The 19,094-nt window shown below is 61.8% G+C and carries 18 protein-coding genes; 12 read left to right on the forward strand and 6 right to left on the reverse strand.

The genetic code is table 11. The annotated features are described in order from the left end of the window. Positions 1-130: 130 nt before the first annotated feature. From ACYVIA_RS12725 to ACYVIA_RS12735, 3 genes are all read right to left on the reverse strand, one after another. Positions 131-2,197: a M1 family metallopeptidase gene (locus ACYVIA_RS12725; RefSeq protein WP_460841306.1), complete on the reverse strand. Its 2,067-nt coding sequence runs from the start codon at positions 2,195-2,197 to the stop codon at positions 131-133. Further along, complete coding sequence (locus ACYVIA_RS12730; RefSeq protein WP_460841308.1) at positions 2,194-3,414, reverse strand: ChaN family lipoprotein; 1,221 nt, start codon at positions 3,412-3,414, stop codon at positions 2,194-2,196. The genes ACYVIA_RS12725 and ACYVIA_RS12730 overlap by 4 nt, the downstream gene beginning before the upstream one ends. A gap of 249 nt (positions 3,415-3,663) precedes the next feature. Next, the gene (locus ACYVIA_RS12735; protein WP_460841310.1) at positions 3,664-4,452 is read right to left on the reverse strand and encodes a crotonase/enoyl-CoA hydratase family protein; all 789 of its coding nucleotides are present in this window, start codon (positions 4,450-4,452) and stop codon (positions 3,664-3,666) included. A gap of 267 nt (positions 4,453-4,719) precedes the next feature. Between ACYVIA_RS12735 and ACYVIA_RS12740 the strand changes: the two genes are divergently transcribed. From ACYVIA_RS12740 to ACYVIA_RS12750, 3 genes are all read left to right on the forward strand, one after another. Next, entirely contained in the window at positions 4,720-5,766 is a 1,047-nt protein-coding gene (locus ACYVIA_RS12740; protein WP_460841312.1) for an AraC family transcriptional regulator, read from the forward strand. A 101-nt stretch (positions 5,767-5,867) separates the two neighbouring features. Beyond that, a complete protein-coding gene (locus tag ACYVIA_RS12745; RefSeq protein ID WP_460841314.1) occupies positions 5,868-7,832 on the forward strand; it encodes a putative bifunctional diguanylate cyclase/phosphodiesterase in 1,965 nt (654 codons plus the stop codon). 436 nt (positions 7,833-8,268) lie between these two features. Then, complete coding sequence (locus ACYVIA_RS12750; RefSeq protein WP_460841316.1) at positions 8,269-9,822, forward strand: methyl-accepting chemotaxis protein; 1,554 nt, start codon at positions 8,269-8,271, stop codon at positions 9,820-9,822. A 112-nt stretch (positions 9,823-9,934) separates the two neighbouring features. On the opposite strand, the gene ACYVIA_RS12755 is transcribed toward ACYVIA_RS12750, so the two are convergent. Further along, positions 9,935-10,060 (reverse strand): hypothetical protein, encoded by a 126-nt coding sequence (locus ACYVIA_RS12755; RefSeq protein ID WP_460841318.1) that lies wholly within the window; start codon positions 10,058-10,060, stop codon positions 9,935-9,937. Positions 10,061-10,496: 436 nt separating this feature from the next. Between ACYVIA_RS12755 and ACYVIA_RS12760 the strand changes: the two genes are divergently transcribed. From ACYVIA_RS12760 to ACYVIA_RS12780, 5 genes are all read left to right on the forward strand, one after another. After that, entirely contained in the window at positions 10,497-10,658 is a 162-nt protein-coding gene (locus ACYVIA_RS12760) for a periplasmic nitrate reductase, NapE protein (RefSeq protein WP_460841319.1), read from the forward strand. A 94-nt stretch (positions 10,659-10,752) separates the two neighbouring features. Next, a complete protein-coding gene (locus ACYVIA_RS12765; protein ID WP_460841321.1) occupies positions 10,753-11,025 on the forward strand; it encodes a chaperone NapD in 273 nt (90 codons plus the stop codon). After that, on the forward strand, positions 11,022-13,520 hold the full coding sequence (napA, locus tag ACYVIA_RS12770) for a nitrate reductase catalytic subunit NapA (protein WP_460841323.1): 2,499 nt from the start codon (positions 11,022-11,024) through the stop codon (positions 13,518-13,520). The genes ACYVIA_RS12765 and napA overlap by 4 nt, the downstream gene beginning before the upstream one ends. Positions 13,521-13,529: 9 nt before the next feature. Then, a complete protein-coding gene (locus ACYVIA_RS12775) occupies positions 13,530-13,997 on the forward strand; it encodes a nitrate reductase cytochrome c-type subunit (protein ID WP_460841325.1) in 468 nt (155 codons plus the stop codon). Between the two features lie 10 nt (positions 13,998-14,007). Next, positions 14,008-14,589: a cytochrome c3 family protein gene (locus ACYVIA_RS12780; protein WP_460841326.1), complete on the forward strand. Its 582-nt coding sequence runs from the start codon at positions 14,008-14,010 to the stop codon at positions 14,587-14,589. Between the two features lie 160 nt (positions 14,590-14,749). On the opposite strand, the gene ACYVIA_RS12785 is transcribed toward ACYVIA_RS12780, so the two are convergent. After that, entirely contained in the window at positions 14,750-15,085 is a 336-nt protein-coding gene (locus tag ACYVIA_RS12785; RefSeq protein WP_460841328.1) for a hypothetical protein, read from the reverse strand. 174 nt (positions 15,086-15,259) lie between these two features. Between ACYVIA_RS12785 and ACYVIA_RS12790 the strand changes: the two genes are divergently transcribed. The 3 genes from ACYVIA_RS12790 (at position 15,260) to ACYVIA_RS12800 (ending at position 17,463) form a co-directional block, all read left to right on the forward strand. Beyond that, complete coding sequence (locus tag ACYVIA_RS12790; RefSeq protein WP_460841330.1) at positions 15,260-16,174, forward strand: queuosine salvage family protein; 915 nt, start codon at positions 15,260-15,262, stop codon at positions 16,172-16,174. A gap of 155 nt (positions 16,175-16,329) precedes the next feature. Then, positions 16,330-16,560 carry a hexameric tyrosine-coordinated heme protein gene (locus ACYVIA_RS12795; protein ID WP_460841332.1) on the forward strand — a complete coding sequence of 77 codons (231 nt, stop codon included), beginning with the start codon at positions 16,330-16,332 and terminating at the stop codon, positions 16,558-16,560. 84 nt (positions 16,561-16,644) lie between these two features. Continuing rightward, positions 16,645-17,463, forward strand: a complete 819-nt coding sequence (locus ACYVIA_RS12800; RefSeq protein ID WP_460841334.1) for an acyl-CoA thioesterase — start codon at positions 16,645-16,647, stop codon at positions 17,461-17,463. Between the two features lie 56 nt (positions 17,464-17,519). On the opposite strand, the gene ACYVIA_RS12805 is transcribed toward ACYVIA_RS12800, so the two are convergent. Further along, positions 17,520-18,827, reverse strand: coding sequence for a solute carrier family 23 protein (locus tag ACYVIA_RS12805; RefSeq protein WP_460841336.1), 1,308 nt, complete (start codon positions 18,825-18,827; stop codon positions 17,520-17,522). A gap of 57 nt (positions 18,828-18,884) precedes the next feature. Between ACYVIA_RS12805 and ACYVIA_RS12810 the strand changes: the two genes are divergently transcribed. Next, positions 18,885-19,094 carry a hypothetical protein gene (locus ACYVIA_RS12810; protein ID WP_460841338.1) on the forward strand — a complete coding sequence of 70 codons (210 nt, stop codon included), beginning with the start codon at positions 18,885-18,887 and terminating at the stop codon, positions 19,092-19,094.

The following is a 19,094-nucleotide window of genomic DNA, read 5'->3' on the forward strand; positions in this document are numbered from 1 at the left end:
AGTGCCGTCAGAAAAAAGTGCCGGATTTATAACACAGGTGGCTTACAGGGATTGTCTGTCTTTGGTGTGGCGCTCCGGTGGGCCACGGCTCGTAATGAGAGCCGTGGGAACGGGAGCAAGAGAGAATGAGTTACCGGCTTCCTTGCACCTTGACGAGCGGGCCGGGAGCGGGCCAGACGCCGCGCTCCAGCGCGCGGCTGCCGTCGAAGACGAGCCAGCTCTGGGAGCCGTAATGCGGCAGCGGTCGAAGCAGTGCGCGTAGCGCGCCGGCGTCGCGGGCGGATACGACTGCAACTGGTGTGCCGTCGTTCCTTTGTACGGTCCACACCTGTGCACTGCCGCGGTCCAGCTTTGGCGGGCGTGGGGGCAGTCCTGCCGCCGCCAGTGCGGCATCGACGTCCGCATGCAGTCCGGCAAGCAGCACCGGTTCGCTGCCGCTGCGGATGGCAGCAACGGCGACCGGTTGGGGCGGGACTTCAAACAGGCGTGGGGCGAGCGCCTCGACGGCGTCACGCACTTGTGCGTCGCGCGATGCGACGACAAGCCGCGGCGCTTTCGCCGTGATCCACTGGCGCAGGATGGGCGGGAGCTGGTCGCGGTGCAGCACGCGCCAGACGCGCAGGTCGGGATCGAGCCGCACGCCTTGCGGCGCTGTGTTCGCGTCGAGCGTCACCGTATCGTTCCTGTGGGCGATGTCGATAATGCGCTTTTCGGACCGGTCGGCGTAGACGAGTTCGACCGGCAGGCGCAATGCGTAGGGCGGTGCGCTTTGCTGCAGCGCGAGTGTCAGTCGTTGCTTCCCGGCTGCGGGTTTGACTGAGGCGGATTCGATGGTGACCGTTGGTCCGCCTGCGCGGTTGAGCCATTGGTCAAAGAAGGTGTCGAGCGAGCAGTGGCAGGCTTGTGCAAAGGCGCGCTTGAGATCGTCCCAGGATGCAGCCCGGAAGCGGTTCTTGTCCCAGAAGCTGCGGATGCCGCGCCAGAAGGCGTCTTCACCCACCGTGTCGCGCAACATCACGAACAGCATCGCCGACTTGCCGTAGCCGACGGCGGCAGCGGCGCCATGTGTACGGGAACGGAAGGAGGCGAGCGGCCGCTGGCTGTCTGCCGGCACGGCGGCAAAGTCGCGCAGCCAGCCCAGGCGCATCTCACGCGCCGCTTCGGCGGAGTCGCGCTCCTTGTACGCATAGTCGGCCATGAAGGTGGTCAAGCCTTCCGACCAGTTGCCTTTGGCGTAGTCGACATAGACGCCGTTGCCCCACCAGTTGTGCAGCACTTCATGGCCGAGCGAGGTGGCGCGGATGAAGGGCAGCTTCAGTACGTCGGCACCGAGGTAGGTGAGGGTGGGCATGCCGAAGCCGGTCGGCAGGGGACTGGCAACAATGGAGAATTCGGTGAACGGATAGGCGCCGATCTTTTCTTCGTACATCGCGAGGTAGCGCTGTGTGTCTTCAAGATAGCCATCGGCAAGGCCCGGCATGGCGTCGAGGTCGCGCAAAAAGTAAGTGCGCAGCCGCAGCGGTGCGCCTGCAGTGCGCTGCATGATCTTTTCGCGCACGATCCACGGTCCGGCCATCAGGTCGATGCCATCCGCAGGCTGGGCGAATTCGAAGCTTGCGCGGTAGTTGCCGGTGGTGCCGGATTTGTCGGCCGGGATGTTTTCCGACAGCAGGCGGCCGGCCACCAGGGCGCGCTGGCCTGCAGGCACGGACAGCGTCACGCGGTAGGAGAACAAGGAGGCCGGCTGCGGATACCATGCGCCGCCTGCCGGCAGGAAGCTGCCCTCGACGGACGCCATCGGCGGCAGCCCTTGCAGCACGCCGCGATGGTCGAGGCTGCGGTCAAGCGCGGGCAGGGTGCCGCCATAATCGAGCTGCAGCTGTTCCGTACCGGCGGGCAGAGCGATGCGCCACCCGCGGATCGCGCCTTCACGGCCGGCAGGGGTGACCTGGAGCGGCTTTCCGTTGGATGAGGCGCCCTGAATCTGCAGCGACTCATGCAGTGCAAACCGGAAGTCGCGCGCAGCGGGGGACAGTACGGCGCGCGCCTGGAAGCGGCGCGTCCCGGGATCGAGCTCGACATTCAGTTCAAGTGATGGAGCGGCCGCACGCGCTGCATGGCTGAGCACCAGTGCGCACAAGCCTATGCACGCGACGAGTGCGGAGCGTATGTAGCCAGTGACCAATGCTGCCGTCATGGCTTGGCAGGGAACTTGACCAGCATGTCCAGCGTTTCCTTGCCGCGCCTGACGCGCATTGGGAGCCAGCTGCCGTCAGGCTGCAGACGGATGGCAGCGATGACGGGCGTGATGCGCGTCACATTCTGCCCCCCCACTTCGACAACCCGGTCACCGGCCTTGAGGCCTGTCTGGTCGGCGAGGCTGCCGGCGGTTACCTCGGCAATGCGTACGCCGTCTTCGCCTTGCTCCAGGCGCACGCCAAGGCGCGGCGGCGGAGGCTTGGCAGCGACTTGCATGGGCAGCGCGAAAACGGCGTCGGCCATTCCTGCGAGGATTTCCTTGCAGTCGGAATCGGCTGCGACAGGCAGCAGCGTGCCGATGTTCTGCACGCCGATGCTGCGCAACTGGTGCGGCACGCCATGGCCGAAACGGACATGGCCGCTGCCCATGATGCCGACCACCAGCGGCTTCTCGGCGGATGTGCCGGGCTGGAGGCGGCTCGCCAATGCCTCGGCCATCGCGCGGTCCCACGTGAGTTGCGACTCGACGAAATGGCGGAAGGCCTTGTCCTTCCGGCTCACCTTGGAACTGCCCTTGCCACGGATCTCGGCATGTCCGCGGTAGATCTCGAACAGGAAATCGCGATAGGCGTCCTGCGCTGGAACGGGCCGGCTGACACCTTCGCGCTCGCTTTCCGGCACGCCATCCCAGCCTTTTTCGACAACGGCCTTGGTCAGTTTGTCATCCACGTTCAGCGCAACCATCGGGATGCGGTTGATGCGGGCGAACTGGAACAGCGGCAGGTACAGCTCGGCCGGCATGCTCCAGACCTTGTCCCATTCGGATTCGACAAGGAATTGCTCGACCGGGAGTTCTCCGGCGACCCAGCGGTTGAGTACCGGTTGTATGCGGCGCGGGAACATCTCGAAGCCGATCGCCATGTTCGGCCGCAAGCCATGTAAGGCAGAAAGCACCTGCAACTGCCACAGGTGATGATCGTCGTCGTCATGCGCTTCGCCAAGCAGCACGATATCGTTCCTGGCCATGTTATTCAGGACAGCGGGCGCGGTCGCCGTCTGTATCTTCTCGCCCTGCAGGGTCGCCCATGCGGCGGGGGCCAGGCATGCCTTGGCGGCAGGTTTGGCGGGCAGGGCCTTGGCGTAGCCATGGGGAAAACCGAAGAGGGCGGCGCCGGCAAGGACGGCACCAGAAATCCAGGAAGCCTTGAGGTTCATGATCGTGAAGTCAGTGCGCGAATTTCGGCAGCGTAGCACAGGGGGGGCAGTGTTTTCGAGAGGAACAGGCACTCCTCTTGACATGAAGTAGGTTGCCGGGCGGCGGCCCGGCGCATGGAGCGAAATGAATGTCTGGCGACGGGATGGAATGCGGCTGCGCAAGAGGCGGCAAGAGGCAGCACGTGCCCCTTGCGCAGCGCCGGATGGCCAGACCTCGACACTGGGGCGGCCGAGGCCGGTCTGTCCGGATCAGTTCTCGCAGGCGACAGCGACCTTCTCGGCGCGTTTTTCGACGAAATCGCCCAGCCGCGCCTGCACTTCCTCGCCGGTCTGCACCATCGCCGCAATCAGCGATTCGGTGAACAGGGCTTCCGTCGCTGACATGTCCGCGACCTTGTTGATGCCGGTTACGATGGCGTAATTGGACAAGGGGGCGTTGCCTGCCACCTTGTGCGCCAGTTCCATCGCCTTGGAGAATGCGCCTTGCGGCGGCGTCAGGTAATGCAGCAGGCCCGACTTCAACCCTTCATGGCAGTCCATCACGCGGCCGGTGAGCATCATCTCGACCATGCGGTTGGCGGTGATGATCCGTGCCACGCGCACCGTCGCGCCGCCGCCGGTGAAGATGCCGCGCTGCCCCTCCGGCAGGGCAAAGTAGGCGCTGCTGTCACCCACGCGCACATGTGCAGCAGTGGCCAGTTCCAGTCCGCCGCCCACCACCGCGCCCTGCAGCGCTGCGATCACCGGGATGCCGCCATGCTGGATGCGGTCGAAGGCGCGGTGCCAGCCCTGGCACACACGCATGAATTCCACCGCGCTGCGTTCCTTCTCATAGTGCTCCTTCAGGTCCAGCCCGGCGCAGAAGTGCGGACCATTGGCGGCGAGCACGATGGCCCGCACGCCGTTCGGCACCGACGAGAAATAGTGTTCGATCTCGCCTACGGCGCGTTCGTCCAGCGCATTGCGCCTTGCCGGACGGTTCAGCGTGACGATCGCGACGGGACCGTCGATCCTTGTTTCCAGTGATGTGTATTGCATCGCTCCTCCGAAATGTGCGGGCAAAAATGAAGGCAAAAGTTGTCCATCCGAGCCACAATGCCTGCGGCTCGGCGACCATGGATTTCTGTGCGTAACAAGATGAAGACACAGTAAAGACAAGGGAAAGTATAGGGAGGGGATTGCCGAAAAGTTCACGCTTTGCGCCAATGACTATGCAAAACGCGCCATAATTCATCGGTGATCGTTTTCAGCTTTTCTGCCATGCCCAAGACGTCCCCGGTACTTGTGCAGAGGTACACGGCCACCGTGTCCTCCCACTTTCTCCATGCCATGCTGCAACCCCTGCGACGGCAGCGCGACGCTGCGGTCGTCGCCCGCGTGCTGAAGGAGGCGGGAATTGCGGCGGAACTGCTGGACCAGCCCGGCGCCCGCATCACGCGGGAACAGTTTGTGTTGCTGTACAAGCGCATCGCCTTCGAGCTGGACGATGAGATGCTTGGGCTGTGGTCGCGCCCCATCCGGGGCGGCACGCTGAAATACCTGTGCCTGAGCCTGCTCGATGCACCGACGATCCTGATTGCACTGAACCGCTTCCTGCGCTTCTGGAACCTGATCCTCGACGATTACCGGCTGCAGATGTCGCGGCAGGATGCCTTTGTGCGCATCGTGCTGGTGCCGCGCCAGCCGGACGTTGCCGTGACCATCCTCGGCCACGAACTGATGATGAAGCTGATCCACGGCATTGTTTCCTGGTTGCTAGGCCGGGAAATACCGATAGAGCGCGTAGATTTCGCCTTCGACCGGCCGTCGCATGCGGCCGATTACATCTTCCTGTATCCGGGCGATATCCGCTTTGGCGCGCGGGAATCCGGCGTGTGGCTGGCCGAGTCGTATTGCCAGATGGCCTTCAAGCGCGAGAAGCACCAGCTCTGGGCATTTCTCAAACGGGCGCCGGAAGACTGGGCGTTTACCATGTTTAACCGCGGCTCCATCAGCGCCCGCACGCGCGAGTATCTGGAAGAGCACATCGACCGCACCGTCGAACTGAACGAAGTCGCACGGGCCTTCCACATGTCCTCGCGGACGCTGACGCGCAAGTTCTCTGCCGAAGGCGCCACCTTTCAGTCGGTAAAAGATGCATTGCGGCGCGATATCGCCGTGCAGCGGCTGAGCAAGTCGTCGGCGCCGATTGCGGCCATCGCGCGCGACCTTGGCTACATGAACGCTGCAGTGTTCTGCCGTGCATTCAAGCAGTGGACAGGCAGTACGCCCACCGCCTATCGCCGGGGCGAGGACAGGCACGGCAGGGCAAAAGAAGAAAACTTATTGCGCCCGGCGCTATCAGAAAGATAGACAATCAAAGCGTCCTGACGCCGGAGACGTGCTGCGAGCAGGAAGGTAAAGCAGGAAATGACAGCTAATCTTCGGCCTGATATCGATGACAAACCTTATCGATGACAAACCTGAAGAACCAACGTCTGGAGATTGGGCTTATTGTCCTGATCGTCATCGTTTCCGTACTGCTGGTCTTTTCCGGCTGGCGCACGCTCAACGATCATCGCGAATATATCGCTGCCGAGGAACGGATTAACCACGTCAACGAACAGCTGCGGGCATTGAACCTCACGCTCTCGGCATTCCAGGACGCCGAGATCGGGCAGCGCGGCTATCTGCTGACCAGCAACCCGCGCTATCTCGAGCCGTATGAAAATGCCCTGAAGGAAATCGATGCACGCCTCGACTGGCTGGCGCGGGGCCTCAAGGAGGAAAGCCGCTATCAGCTCCACCTCGCCGAGATAAACCGGATCAAGATAGAAAAGCTCGACGAGCTGCACCAGACGGTGGTTCTCCACAAGCAGGGGAGGCATGCCGCGGCGCTGGCAATGGTGAACAGTGACCGTGGCAAGCTGATCATGGATCGCCTGCGGATGTTGTCCGGAGAAATGGTCACCGACAAACGTGCCGAGCTCGCACGAATCAAACAGACGTCTGTGCAGCGCGGCGAGCGTGCCGAACACAGTACCTATCTCTTTGGTGCAAGTATTGCCCTGTTCATGGCGCTCGCATATGCGTATCTGCTGTTTGACCTGCGCGAGCGCGGACGGCTGACCGCTCGTGCCGAATTTGCAGAGAACCACGACGAGCTCACCGGCCTGCACAACGGGAAGTTTTTCCGTGACCTGCTGTCGAGTCATGTCAGGCAGGGTTATCGTGAAGGGACGCGCATTGCGCTCGTCTTCGTCAACCTCGACAACTTCAAGTCAGTCAATCAGGAGTTTGGCTTTGTCAGCGGCAATCAGGTCCTGATCGAGATTGCCAGTCGACTCGCAGAAACGGCGAGGAAAGGCGAAGCGGTTGCGCGCCTGCGCAATGACGAGTTTGCGATAATGGTGTCGCGCGCGAATTCCATCGAAGACCTTTCATCCTTTGCCGGGCGCCTGATCGATGCGCTGACACCTTCTCTGATCCCGGAAATGCCGGAGAAATACCTCGGCTTTAGTATCGGCATCGCGATCTATCCCGACGATGCTTCCAGTGCAGGGCAGCTGCTGGACTGCGCGAACGAAGCGGTCGCCAAGGCAAAGACGGAAGGGCGCGCACGCTATCGTTTTTTTCGTGAAACCGTCGATACTGCACCGACACGTGCGCAGATCCTGACCAGCGGCTTGCATCGTGCGGTGGAACGCAAGGAGTTCGAGCTGCGCTTTCAGCCGCAGGTGGATGCAAGGACGCACCGCATTGTTGGCGTCGAAACGCTGTTGCGCTGGACGCATCCAGAGCTGGGGGTCGTCTCTCCCGATGAATTCATCCCGATCGCGGAAAAGACCGGGCTCATCCTGCCGATCGGCGTGTGGGTGCTGCGGGAGGCATGCAAACAGGTGCAGCAGTGGAACCTGCTCGGTGCCAACTGGGTAGTCGCCGTCAACGTGTCGGCAGCAGAGCTGCTCGGCGAGGATTTCGTGCAGGTGGTCAGCGACGCGCTGGCGGAGTCCGGACTGCCCGCGCACCAGCTGGAGATCGAAATCACCGAGCGCGCGCTGATGAGCGAGCGCGCGGCGCAGGAGCTCAGTCGCATCAAGCAGCTGGGCGTGCAGGTCTCCATCGACGATTTCGGTACCGGCTATTCCTCGCTGAGTTACCTGACGCGCCTGTCGGTTGATGCACTGAAGATCGACAAGTCCTTCGTCACTGCAATTCCCGGCAATGCCAAGGACTGCAGCATCGTCAGGACTATCATCAACATCGGCAAGGAACTCAACATCAAGGTCATTGCAGAAGGCGTGGAGACGCGCGACCAGGCGCATTTCCTGCGCGACCAGGGCTGCGATATTGGCCAGGGCTATCTGTTCCACAAACCGCGCACCGCAGATGAAATCGACCGGTTGCTGGGCGCCGTGTCGTACACCAGTACACATTGATGAATGGCCATGCGGCCGATGCATCGGGAATCCACATCACCATGTGAGGTGCTCGACATCGCGGATATTATCCCGATCGATCACTGAAGATCGCTGCAGGTCGCTGAAGATCGATAAAGATCGCTGAAAAACGTTTGCGGCTTCTCCACGGGAGATGCACGAAACCAGTCAACATTGAGCCGGACTGCCGGGTCAGTGAAGCCGCATCACGATGGTTGGGGCGGCCAGAGTAGCGCTCGCCGGTTGCTGCGGAAGATCGCCATATGGTAACTAATCTTGATCTGGATCATGGATGCACGAAGATTGATTCATATCATTACACCCTGCGATCTTCCTGATCTCGCCAGTGCGGTTGTCACAGTCACCGCCGCTGTCGGAGGTGACACGCCCAACCTCGCATTCTTCCCCGGGCGCTCTACTATCAATAGAGACATCGATGCGCACCAACCTGCCCGTTACTCAGCGTGAAGTCGAGTTAAGCGATGGAGCCATGCTCGTTTCGACGACCGACGCCCAAGGACGCATCACCCATTGCAACGCCGTCTTTGTGGCGATCAGCGGCTATGACTACGACGAACTGCTGGGGCAGCCGCACAACCTTGTGCGCCATCCCGATGTGCCGCCGGAAGCGTTCCGCGACATGTGGTCCACGATCGGCCGCGGCCGCCCCTGGTCGGGCGTGGTCAAGAACCGCTGCAAGAACGGGGATCACTACTGGGTGCTGGCAAATGTCACCCCGGTGGTCCGCAACGGCAAGAACGTCAGTTATATCTCGGTGCGGACCAAGCCCACCCGCGCGCAGATCGCCGAGGCGGAAGCCCTGTACCAGCACCTTCGCAACCCCGGAAATGGCGGGCCACGCGTGCGCCTGCATGCCGGCGGTGTACGCAAGGTGGGCTGGCGCGACTGGCCGCAGCGCGTGTTTCGCCTCTCGCTGACCCAACGCATGACCATGGCGCTGGGCCTGTGGCTGTCGGCCCTTCTGGCCAGCCACTTGCTCGGGGCCGGCACAAGCTTTGGGCCGGCACTCGACGTCGGCGTACTGGTGCTGGGCGCAGCCGCGGTGCTGGGCTGGTTCCACCGGGCTGTGGCCAAGCCCCTGGATGACTGTACCCGGCTGGCTGCGCGCATCGCCGGCTGCAATCTGGAGGGCGACATGTCCTTCGATATGCGCCACCCGATCGGCAAGCTGATCCGGAACATCCGCCTGATCAATCTGAACATGCAGGCGATCGTCGAGGATGTGCGGGCGGAAGTATCCAGCATCACGGCAGCCGCCGAGGAAATTTCCCAGGGCAGCAACCATTTGGCAGGGCGCTCGGAAGAACAGTCGTCCAGCGTCGAGCGGACCGCGGCTGCCATGGAGCAGATCACCTCGGTGGTCCAGCAAACAGCCAGCACGGCGAAGCAGGTGGAAAGCAGCACCCTGGAAGTCAGCCGCACGGCCGATACCGGCGGCGCCTCGGTAGCAGACCTGGTGAAGACCATGAAGTCGATCGACGACGCATCGGGGCGGGTGACGGAAGTCATCAAGGTGATCGAGAGCATCGCCTTCCAGACCAATATCCTCGCGCTGAACGCGGCGGTGGAAGCGGCGCGGGCGGGCGAAATGGGCAGGGGCTTTGCGGTGGTTGCCTCCGAAGTGCGCACCCTGGCCAACCGCAGCGCCGAATCGGCCAAGGAGATTCGCACCCTGATCACGGCCTCCAGCGAACAGGTCAGCCAAGGTGCGAACCATGTCAATTCGGCTGCAGAGATCATCAACTCCATGGTGCGCTCCGTGTCGGACGTCACCACGCTGGTGCAGGAGATCACGCAAGCGGCCAACGAGCAATCGCAGGGCGTGAGCGACGTCAATCGCGCTATCAGTGATATCGAACGCACGACCCAGCAAAACGCCGCCCTGGCCGAGCAAAACGCCGCCACCAGCGAATGCCTCAAACAGCAGGCCGGCACGCTGCGGCGTGCGGTCCAGATCTTCCGACGCTGATCTCCGCCTCCTGGCATCCGAGCCCAGGTTCCGTTCAGACGGAGCTTGGGCGATCATTTTTTAAAGCACATTTCAATAATCCCGGTCTCCGCAGGTAACGGCCAAAGCGGTGTCACGAGCCGGCGACTTCTTTCAGGTCAATCACAGGCGGCGCTGCCGTCCCTGTATCGACCGCATTCAGCGGATTCAGGATGGGCTGCACCCGGCCGAAGAGGCGGCTGGGGCTGCCGGCTGCCATGACAGTGCAGAGATAAGGGGCCAGGGTCCAGACATAGGCTTTCGACCATAAGTCACTTAATAACCAAGAGAAAAGACGGGTGAGTTACCACAAGAAAAACCACGTTGTGCATTGTGGTTTATACTCCCGGCAAAATTGATCCAGGTCAAGGTTTCACACATTCTCACTCCGATAGGATTGCTCCAACCGGGCCTCGCTTTGAAAGCTCAATGAATCAACGACAAAGCGATGATGCCTTTTTCTAAAAAAACGATGAGGTCAAACACCCATGCAACCACCAGCTTGCGCAGCGATCGCTGCGAACGAGGAGCACTGAGGCCTTAACGCCTTTCCGCTACCTGACTTCCCTTATCCAGTATTACCTGTTATCCCGCCGGGCGCCTCGTCCCGTGGGCCGGCTCGTTGCAACCTTATTCGGCAAACACCAAAGAGAAACATGAAAAAAAACGATGACTCTCCCACCAAGGCGCAGGAACTGCGCGCCTTCCTGGTCCTGACCATCATCACCGCGCCGATCCTGGCAGTGATGGTCGTCGGCGGCTATGGCTTCTTCGTCTGGATGATGCAGCTGTTGACCGGCTCGCTCCCGACAGGCTGAAAAGCATGCAAAAGGGCAGGGTAACCGTACCTGCCCGCGCAATGACGACAGTTTCAATTTTCGAATTCATTTATTTCACTAAAGGCTGCTGACGATGGAACAGGAAGTTCATATTGCAGGCGTAGTCGTGTATGCCCAGCCGGCACAGCTCGACTCCGTGCTGTCCTGCATCGGCGAAATACCCGGTGCCGACGTGCATGGCACCGATGGCAGCGGCAAGGCTGTCATCACACTGGAAACCGACAGCGCACGGCGCGCGGTCGATTACATGGACGCGATGCGCTCGCTGCCGGGCGTCCTCAACGTCGCACTCGTCTATCAACACGCGGAACCGCTTGCCGCAATCGACCAGGAGGTCACCCAATGAAGCTCACCCGACGCGACTTCATCAAGCAAACCGCTGCCGCCACGGCAGCAACTTCGGTCGGCATCCCGATCGAATCCATTGCATCCAACGTCGTCACGGATGCATCGAAAACCCAGCTGAAATGGGACAAGGCTCCATGCCGCTTCTGCGGCACCGGCTGCGGCGTCAACGTCGGCGTCAAGGACGGCCGCGTGGTCGCGACGCACGGCGACATCAACGCCGAGGTCAACCGGGGCCTGAACTGCGTCAAGGGCTACTTCCTGTCGAAGATCATGTACGGCGAAGACCGCCTGACCAAGCCGCTGCTGCGCATGAAGGACGGCAAGTACGACAAGAACGGCGAGTTCGCGCCGGTGTCGTGGGACACCGCCTTCGACGTGATGGCGCAGAAGTTCAAGCAGGCGCTGCGCGACAAGGGGCCGACCGGTATCGGCATGTTCGGTTCCGGCCAATGGACCGTGTGGGAAGGCTATGCCGCGGCCAAGCTGTTCAAGGCCGGCTTCCGCTCCAACAACATCGACCCGAATGCGCGCCACTGCATGGCATCCGCCGTGGCCGGCTTCATGCGCACCTTCGGCATGGACGAGCCGATGGGCTGCTACGAGGATATCGAAGCCGCCGACGCCTTCGTGCTGTGGGGCTCCAACATGGCGGAAATGCATCCGATCCTGTGGACCCGTATCACTGACCGCAAGCTGTCGTCGCCGCATGTGAAGGTGTCGGTGATGTCGACCTACGAGCACCGCAGCTTCGAACTGGCCGACCTGCCGATCGTCTTCACGCCGCAGTCCGACCTGGCGATCCTGAATTACATCGCCAACTACATCATCAAGAACAACAAGGTCAACAAGGACTTTGTCAACAAGCACACCCGCTTCGTGCAGGGCAATACCGACATCGGCTACGGCCTGCGTCCGGAGCATCCGCTGCAGAAGGCCGCGAAGAATGCCGGCCCCGATGCAGGCGGCAGCAAGCCGATCACCTTCGACGAGTTTGCCAAGTTCGTCAGCACCTATGACGCCGACTACACGTCGAAGCTGTCGGGCGTGCCGAAGGACAAGTTGAAGCGCCTGGCCGAGCTGTATGCAGACCCGAAGGTCAAGGTCACGTCCTTCTTCACGATGGGCTTCAACCAGCATACGCGCGGCGTATGGTGCAGCAACCTGCTGTACAACATCCATCTGCTGACCGGCAAGATCGCCACGCCGGGCAACAGCCCGTTCTCGCTGACCGGCCAGCCGTCCGCGTGCGGTACCGCGCGCGAAGTCGGCACCTTCTCGCATCGCCTGCCGGCCGACATGGTCGTCGCCAATCCGAAGCACCGCGAGATCGCCGAGAAGATCTGGCAACTGCCTGCGGGAACGATTCCGGAGAAACCCGGTTTCCACGCGGTCGTGCAAAGCCGCATGCTGAAGGACGGCAAGCTGAACGCCTACTGGGTCATGGCCAACAACAACGTGCAGGCCGGTCCGAACGTGATGCAGGAAATCCTGCCCGGCTGGCGCAATCCGAGCACCTTCGTCGTCGTGTCCGATCCGTATCCGACCGCATCGACGCTGGCTGCCGACCTCGTGCTGCCGACCGCCATGTGGGTGGAAAAGGAAGGCGCCTACGGCAATGCCGAGCGTCGTACGCAGTTCTGGCACCAGCTGGTCAGCGCACCGGGGGAAGCACGTTCCGACTTGTGGCAGCTGGTCGAATTCTCCAAGCGCTTCAAGATGGAAGAGGTGTGGAGCAAGGAGCTGCTCGACAAGGCACCGCAATGGCGCGGCAAGACGATGTATGACCTGCTGTTCAAGAACGGTGTGGTCAACAAGTTCCCGAACAGCCAGATCGAGGCCGGCTTTGTGAACGACGAAGCCAAGGCATTCGGCTTCTACATCCAGAAGGGTCTGTTCGAGGAATATGCGTCCTTCGGCCGCGGCCATGGACATGATCTTGCACCGTTCGACACCTATCACAAGGAGCGCGGCCTGCGCTGGCCGGTGGTCGATGGCAAGGAAACGCAATGGCGCTATCGCGAAGGCGCCGATCCGTACGTGAAGAAGGGCTTGGGCTACGAGTTCTACGGCCATCCGGACGGCAAGGCGGTGATTTTCGCATTGCCGTACGAGCCGCCTGCGGAATCGCCGGACAAGGAATTTCCGTTCTGGCTGTCGACGGGCCGCGTGCTGGAGCACTGGCACACCGGCACGATGACGCGCCGCGTGCCGGAACTGTACCGCGCCGTGCCGAATGCGGTGTGCTACATGCATCCGGAAGACGCCAAGGCAATGGGCGCACGCCGTGGCGACCTGGTCGAGATCGCATCGCGCCGCGGTTCGATTCGCTCGCGTGTGGAAACCCGCGGGCGCAACAAGCCGCCGCGCGGACTGGTGTTCGTGCCGTTCTTTGACGCCAGCCAGCTGATCAACAAGGTGACGCTGGACGCCACCGACCCGATCTCGTTCCAGACCGACTTCAAGAAGTGCGCGGTCAAGATCACCAAAGTATAGGAGCCCGACATGAACCTGAAAAAAGCATTGATGACACTGCTCATGCTGGTGCCCCTGGTCGGCTCGGCCGCCGACTTCGTGGACGGCATGCGCGGACCGACGCCGCTGGACCAGACGACGCAGCCGCCGCCGCTGGTTAATCCGGATAACAGCGACGTCAGGCGTGCACGTAATTACGCGATGCAGCCGCCGGTGATCCCGCACAAGGTCGAGGGCTATCAGCTCGACAAGAACGCGAACAAGTGCATGATGTGCCACGCGCGCACCCGCACGCAGGAGAGCCAGGCGCCGATGATCAGCGTCACGCACTTCATGGACCGGGACGGCAACTTCCTGGCCGAGCTGTCGCCGCGGCGCTATTTCTGCATGCAATGCCACGTGCCGCAGGCGAACCTGAAGCCGCTGGTCGGAAACCAGTTCGTTGACGTCGATACGATGCTGAGCAAGCCGGCCAAACCCGCCAACGCGAAGAAGTGAGAGGACTGCAATGAAAAAAGTCCTCAAGCGATACTGGGACATCCTGCGCAAGCCGAGCGCGCACCTGAGCCTGGGCTTCCTGACGATTGGCGCGTTCATCGCCGGCATCATCTTCTGGGGCGGCTTCAACACCGCCATGGAAGCGACCAATACGGAGAAGTTCTGTACCGGCTGCCATGAGATGCGCGACAACGTCTATGCGGAACTGCAGGGCACGATCCACTTCAGCAATCGCAGTGGCGTGCGCGCGATCTGCTCCGACTGCCATGTGCCGCACAACTGGACCGACAAGATGGCACGCAAGATGCAGGCGTCGAAGGAGGTCTGGGGCAAGATCTTCGGCACCATCGATACCCGCGAGAAGTTCGAGGCGCACCGGCTCCAACTGGCGCAGAATGAATGGCGCCGCCTGAAGGCGAACAACTCGCTGGAGTGCCGCAACTGCCACCAGTTCGAGTCGATGGATTTCACCAAGCAGTCCAAGCGCGCGGTGGATGCACACTCGGATTTCCTCGCCAAAGGGGAAAAAACCTGCATCGACTGCCACAAGGGCATTGCCCATCAGTTGCCGGACATGGCAAATGTGAAGTAGCGATGGGCTGTACCAGATGTATCAGTAGCACCCGTAGCACCCGTAGTACCTGACGTACCTGTTGCTGTAGCGTCTTTGGGCCGCGCGCGCCACCCCCGCAAGCGGCCCTTTTTTTCGTCTGGACGTTTCGCCCGGTGTTCGCCGAGCGTTCGCCGGATAATCAGCGTGCCAGCGCGACTCCCACCGCGATGAACGCAACGACGAGGGCGCCGGCCGCCGTCCAGATCGCCATCGTGGCCTTTCTCGATAGCTCGGCATATCCGGCCGTCAGGCTCGCAATCTGTTGCGCCATGTTTTTCTCCAGCTCGGCACTGGCCGCCTGAGCCTCTTCCAGCTGTTGCAAACGTTGCAGGACCGCCTCCATCTGCGTCATGGATTCGGCATTGGGGTCGATCGCCTGCGGGCGTGGGCGGGAATTCCACTTGTCCCACAGCGTGGTTGCGGCATCGAGGACTTTGGGGCCATGCAGGATGACCTGGCTCCAGGGAATGGGCATGAGCGTTCTCCGACAATGAATATAGGCGTAACTATAGCCCGAGCACTCGTGTTGTAACGCCCTGGCCGGAATTTACGCGATTGGCATATTTCTCAACGGAAACTACAATCTCAAGGTCGATGCATCGGCAGGCGATCGTGCCTGGCGCGCCTGGCGAACCATGGAAGAGACTGAATGAACACACCGCAAACAGCGAAGAAGCGCCTTCTGGCGCAAGCACATCAGGATTATCGGCCGGAGCTGGTTGCCATCGATGAAGGGGCGATCGCACGGCTGCCGTCACGTTCGGACCGCTTTAGCCACATGACGGTCGGCCTGTTCGGAAAACCCGCCGGGCAGACGCCGGAAGGTGCGGCCACCTTCTGCATCGCATTGAACAGCCTGAACTTCATGTTCTGGACGCCGACGCCGGACGGAATGGCGCGCTATCACTGGGGCAACGAAGGTGGTGCGCATGGCCTGAGGGCGGCGCTCGATCATTTCTGGGGAGAAGAAACGACGCCGGTACGCTTGCGTGAGCGGCTCGGCTCCGGCGAGGAGCAGGCGGTGATCGATGCGCTGGGCGACATCTCCATGCCGAGGCGTCGTGCGCAATTCCTGCGCGAAATCCTGTTCGGCGATCAACTGGAGCAGGCCGCCGCCGAGCTGGTTTCCGCCAGCCGCAGAGGAGCGCTGACCTCCGACGATGCCGAACGGCTGGCGAAGCGCTTCCCGATGGCCTACGGCCAGGATGTGTACCTGATGCGTGCACAGCTCGCGGTCATGTGGTTTGCCGGGTATCTGATGGAGCAGGGAATCCAGGTCGATTGCGACATCACGGTAGCCGCCAGCTACCAGATGCCGCGCGTGATGCGATCGATCAAGGTGCTGCGCTTTGCACCGGAACTGGCGGCGAAGATCGACCGGCACACGCTGATCCTGCGCGACAGTGCCGAGGAGCGCGCGATCCGTTCGGCCACTATCCTCGGCGCGCAGGCGATGGCACGGCATCTGGGCGTCTCGGAACATGCGATGGTCAATGTGCTTTGGCAGAACCGGCATGCCTGCAGTGCGATTCCGTATCACCTGACCATTACTACTGATTACTGAGACTGTGTGATTCACAGCGCATTTGCGTCGAATCAAGCCGGCTTATCTTCAGGTCGGCTTCCATGCATGGTGATACGCTGTTTGCTGCGCTGCCGGTTGGTGTCATGACCGGCGACTTTTGATGTGCCGTTCCCCCAACCGACAGGAGACTCAATATGGCTGACACATGGCTTCCCTCACTGATCACCGCCACACCGCAGGAAGGTTTTGAACTTGCGCTTGTCCTTAGCCGACGGGGCGTGAAGTACACCCAGCCCGATCCGGCCGTGCTGCAGAAGCTGCGGCCGGAATACGCACAGTCCGCCGATGCGCTGATCGCGTCCTCTCAAGTGGTGGCGATCAATTTCCAGACTGTCGCCGCGGCCAACAACTACTGGCGGAGTTAAAGCGAGCACGGCTATACAGTCAGCCATGCATCGAGGCATGAATACATCGACACAGAAGAATCAGAAAGGAAAGCAAGGACAGGCATGGAGACAAGCCAATCACCGAAACACCCATTCGATGCTGCCGTCGCGCTTGCGCCAGTCGGCGCCAGCACCTGGACCGGCCGCACCAGCGCGGCTTACGCCAATATGGTCGGACCGTTCGGCGGCATTATTGGCGCCACGCTGCTCAACGCCATCGTCAGCCATCCGGACCGGCTCGGCGATCCGACCTCCTTTACCGTGCATTACGCGGCGCCGATCTCGGACGGCGAGTTTTCTGTTCACGCAAGGCCGCTGCGCACCAACCGCAGTACGCAGCATTGGTTTGTCGAACTGACGCAGAATGGGCAGGTTGCGGCTTTTGCCACGGCAGTCACTGCGGTCCGGCGCGACACCTGGGGCGCGACCGATGCGGTCTTCCCGCAGGTGCCGCCGGCAGACAAGGTCGCGCAGTCGCCGGCGATTCCGCAGGCAGCCTGGACCGCCTGTTACGACATGCGTTTCATCGACGGCGGCCTGGGCACCGGCGAACCGGCCGACCACCCGTCACAGACAAGATTGTGGATACGCGACCAGCCACCGCGCCCGCTCGACTTTCTGTCGCTGGCGGCGATTTGCGATGCCTTCTTCCCGCGCATCTTCATCCGCCGGCAGAAATGGACTGCCGCTGGTACGGTTGCGCTCACAACATACTTCCATGCCGACGCCGCGCAACTCGAGGAGCAGGGCAGCGCGCCGCTGCTTGGCGTGGCGCGCGGACTGCATTACGGGAAGGGTTTTTTCGACCAGAGTGCGGAGGTCTGGAGCGCCGAGGGCAAGCTATTGGCGTCCAGCCACCAGGTGGTCTACTTCAAGGAATAGCGGGGATGACTGGCGGCGTTGCACCGTGAAGCGGGCATCGCCGCCAGTCTTGAGAGTTACTGTGCGTCTTTCCTGCCGATCGACAGGATCGCATACAGGATGATCGCGCCGAAGGTCGCAGTACCGATGCCGCCGAGCGCGAACTGACCGAGCTTCAGCGTGAAGTCACCTGCGCCAAGCACCAGCGTGACAGCGGCGACGATCAGGTTGCGGTTGTCGGAGAAATCCACCTTGTTCTCCACCCAGATGCGCGCGCCGGCCACCGTGATCAGGCCGAATACCACGATCGACACGCCGCCCAGCACCGCGCCCGGGATGGTCTGGATGATCGCGCCGAACTTCGGCGAGAAGCCGAGCACAAGCGCGATCACCGCTGCGATCACGAACACCAGCGTCGAATAGATCTTCGTCGCCGCCATGACGCCGATGTTTTCCGCATAGGTCGTCACGCCGGTACCGCCGACGCTGCCCGACAGCATCGTCGCCACACCGTCGCCGACAAAGGCGCGGCCCATGTAACGGTCGAGGTTTTCGCCGGTCATCGCGCTGACGGCCTTGATGTGGCCGAGGTTCTCCGCAACGAGAATGATCGCGACCGGCGCCAGCAGTGCCATTGCATCCGCCTTGAACACCGGTGCAACGAAGTTCGGTACGCCGAACCATGCCGCGTTGGCAACCACGGAGAAGTCGATCGGCTTGCCCAGTCCCGCGCCATTGGCGAGGACGAGGTACAGCACATAGGCCAGCAGCAGGCCGATCAGGATCAGCAGGCGTTGCGCCATGCCGCGCGTGAAGACAGCCACCGTGCCGACGCAGAGGATCGTGGCCAGGGCCATCCAGGCATCGAAGTTGTTCCCCGACACACCCTTCACTGCGATCGGTGCCAGGTTCAGGCCGATCACGGCGACCACGGCGCCGGTGACCACCGGCGGCATCAGCTTCTCGATCCAGCCGGTGCCGGTCGCCATGACCAGCAGGCCGATCAATGCATAGACGGCGCCGCAGGCGATGATGCCACCCAACGCGACGCCCATGTTCATGTTCGGTCCCTGTCCGCCGTAGCCGGTGACGAGAATGACGAGGCCGATGAAGGCGAAGCTGGAGCCGAGGTAGCTCGGTACGCGCCCGCCGACGAACACGAAGAAGAGCAAGGTGCCGATGCCCGACATGAAGATCGCAAGGTTCGGATCAAAGCCCATCAGCAGCGGCGCCAGCACGGTCGCGCCGAACATCGCGACCACGTGCTGCAGGCCCATCGCGATGGTCTGCGGCCAGGGCAGCCGCTCGCTGGTGCCGATGACGGGGCGGCCGCCGTCATTGGTACTGGCGCGCACGCGCCATTGGGGGAAATAGGTGTTTGCCATCAGGGTTCTCCGGGAGGGCGGACGGGGTTGCGCGGGCGCGCGATCATCCGCAAATCATTGAAATTTTTACGCCCGGCAAGTTTATTGAGAAGTGGAAGAACCCACAATAAAAAACATGCAGGTGCTGTTGTACGCCTGTGGGAAGTTGTACGGCTTGCCAGGGAAAGCCGTGCCCTTCATGTTCAAGGAGGCGGCGTTGCGGAAGCAGAAATGAAAAGCGGAAAAGCGGGGATTTTCCGCTTTTCCGCGCACAAGGGAGGTGTGTGA

The organism is Noviherbaspirillum agri, from assembly GCF_054780595.1.